Annotated in this window: 3 protein-coding genes; 2 read left to right on the plus strand and 1 reads right to left on the minus strand. The window is 70.3% G+C overall.

Features of this window, described 5'->3' with window-relative positions; genetic code table 11:
* Positions 1–486 (plus strand): catalase (locus ACIY1X_RS26095; protein WP_399686496.1); only part of this gene is annotated, 486 nt, incomplete at its 5' end.
* Between the two features lie 67 nt (positions 487–553).
* Here ACIY1X_RS26095 and slmA read toward each other — a convergent pair.
* Entirely contained in the window at positions 554–1,222 is a 669-nt protein-coding gene (slmA, locus tag ACIY1X_RS26100) for a nucleoid occlusion factor SlmA (protein WP_399686499.1), read from the minus strand.
* Between the two features lie 143 nt (positions 1,223–1,365).
* Between slmA and galE the strand changes: the two genes are divergently transcribed.
* Positions 1,366–2,381, plus strand: a 1,016-nt coding sequence (gene galE / locus ACIY1X_RS26105; protein WP_399686501.1) for a UDP-glucose 4-epimerase GalE, incomplete at its 3' end; no start/stop codon positions are given.

A 2,381-nucleotide genomic window follows, 5' to 3' on the forward strand; every position in this document is an offset into this window, starting at 1 on the left:
CTGGTGCCGGGCATCGGCGTCTCGCCCGACAAGATGCTGCAGGCGCGCCTGTTCAACTATGCCGACGCGCAGCGCTACCGCCTGGGCGTGAACTACCACCAGATCCCGGTCAACGCCGCGCGCTGCCCGGTCCACAGCAACCACCGCGACGGCTACGGCCGCATGGACGGCAACTACGGCAGCCTGCCCCACTACGAGCCCAACAGCTTCAGCCAGTGGCAGGAGCAGCCGCAGTTCCGCGAACCGCCGCTGAAGATCAACGGCAACGCCGACTGGTGGAACTTCCGCGAGGACGACGCCGACTACTACAAGCAGCCCGGCGACCTGTTCCGGCTGATGAGCCCGGCGCAGCAGCAGGTGCTGTTCGACAACACCGCGCGCGCCATGGGCGACGCGCCGGAGTTCGTCAAGCGCCGCCACATCGAGAACTGCACCAAGGCCGATCCGGCCTACGGCGCCGGCGTCGCCAAGGCCCTGGGGCTGTAGGGCCGCGCCCATGAAGGACAAAAAGGCGCCCACGGGCGCCTTTTTGTCTGCCGTCCGGCTGCCGCGCTCAGCGCAGCAGCAGCGCCAGCAGCGCCTCCAGGTGTTCGGACGGGAGGTGCCGGAAGCCGGAGCGGGCATAGCGCTGCATGCGCCCCATCGCGAAGGCGGTGAGCACTGCGGCGCGCATCTGGGCATCGACCGTCGGCGTGTCGCTCGGCTCGGTATCGCCGGGCAGGCTACGCAGCACCTGGCGCAGCTGCGCCTCGATCTTGTCGAAGAACTGGTTCATGCGCTGTTGCAGGCGCTCGTTCTCGAACACCAGCGCGTCGCCGGCCATCACGCGGGTCATGCCGGGGTTCTTCTCGGCGAACTGCAGCAGCACGCCCACGATCTGGGCCGCCTGTTCGCGCGCCGGCGCGTCACGCTCGGTGATCTGGTTGACCAGCGTGAACACGCTCTGCTCGATGAAGTCGATCAGACCCTCGAACATCTGCGCCTTGCTGGCGAAGTGGCGGTACAGCGCGGCCTCGCTCACCTCCAGGCGGGCGGCCAGGGCGGCGGTGGTCACGCGCTCGGTGCCGGGCTGCTCCAGCATCGCGGCCAGCGCCTGCAGGATCTGCACCCGGCGCTCGCCCGGCCGGGGACGCTTGCGCACCGGCGCCTGCGCCGGCCCGGCCGTGCCCGCCGCAGAATCGGCGGAGTCCGAGGCCGTATCGAGGATCTCGTCGTCTGGCATGAAACGGAGGCAATTTGTAAAAAATTGATTCTGCCACGAATGTTGCGGAGTGGGCACCTACCCAGCCGCACGCGCCGGGCGCAGCAGGGCAGACGTGGACAATACGCCGCATCCGGGCCGGCCGCAGGCTCCACCGAGACTCCATGACCCACACCATTCTTGTGACCGGCGGTGCCGGCTTCATCGGCAGCCACACCTGCGTGGCACTCGCGCAGGCGGGCTACGAGCCGCTGATCCTGGACAACCTGGGCAACAGCGACATCCGCGTGGTCGACCGCCTGGCCCGCATCACCGGCCGCGCGCCGCGCTGGATCGAGGGCGACGTGCGCGAGCGCGCGCTGCTGGACCGCATCTTCGCCGAGGAGCGCATCGCCGGCGTCATCCATTTTGCGGGGCTGAAGGCGGTGGGCGACTCGGTGGCCGACCCCATCGGCTACTACGAGAACAACGTGCACGGCACCTGGGTGCTGGCGCAGGCGATGGAGGCGGCGGGCGTGCGCACGCTGGTGTTCTCCTCCTCCGCCACGGTGTACGGCGACCCGGAGCGCTCGCCCATTCCGGAAGACGCGCCCTGCCGGCCGGCCAACCCCTACGGCCGCTCCAAGCGCATCGTGGAGGAGACGCTGGCCGACTGGCAGCAGGCTTCGCCCGAATGGCGCATCGTGCTGCTGCGCTACTTCAACCCGGTCGGCGCGCACGAGAGCGGCCTGATCGGCGAGCACCCGCAGGGCAAGCCCAACAACCTGATGCCCTTCGTCTGCCAGGTGGCCGTGGGCCTGCGCGACAAGCTGGTGGTGCACGGCGGCGACTACCCCACCGCCGACGGCACCGGCGTGCGCGACTACGTGCACGTGATGGACCTGGCCGAGGGCCACGTCGCGGCGCTGCGCAAGGCGCAGGAAGCGCCCGGCCTGCTGACGCTGAACCTGGGCACCGGCGCAGGCGCGTCGGTGCTGGACGTGGTGAAGGCCTTCGAGACGGCCAGCGGCCGGAAGATCGCCTACGAGATCGGCCCGCGCCGCCCCGGCGACGTGCCGGCCTACTGGGCCGACCCGGCGTTGGCCGGGCGTGTGCTCGGCTGGCAGGCCCGCCGCGGGCTGGAGCAGATGTGCGCCGACGCCTGGCGCTGGCAGCAGGGCAATCCGCGCGGGTACGAGTA

This window comes from Xenophilus sp. (genome assembly GCF_044462705.1).
In the GTDB taxonomy this organism is placed as follows: domain Bacteria; phylum Pseudomonadota; class Gammaproteobacteria; order Burkholderiales; family Burkholderiaceae_C; genus Xenophilus; species Xenophilus azovorans.

Excerpts from the sequence above, each read along its gene's own strand:
- slmA (WP_399686499.1), bottom strand. The coding sequence starts at position 1,222 with ATGCCAGACGACGAGATCCTCGATACGGCCTCGGACTCCGCCGATTCT.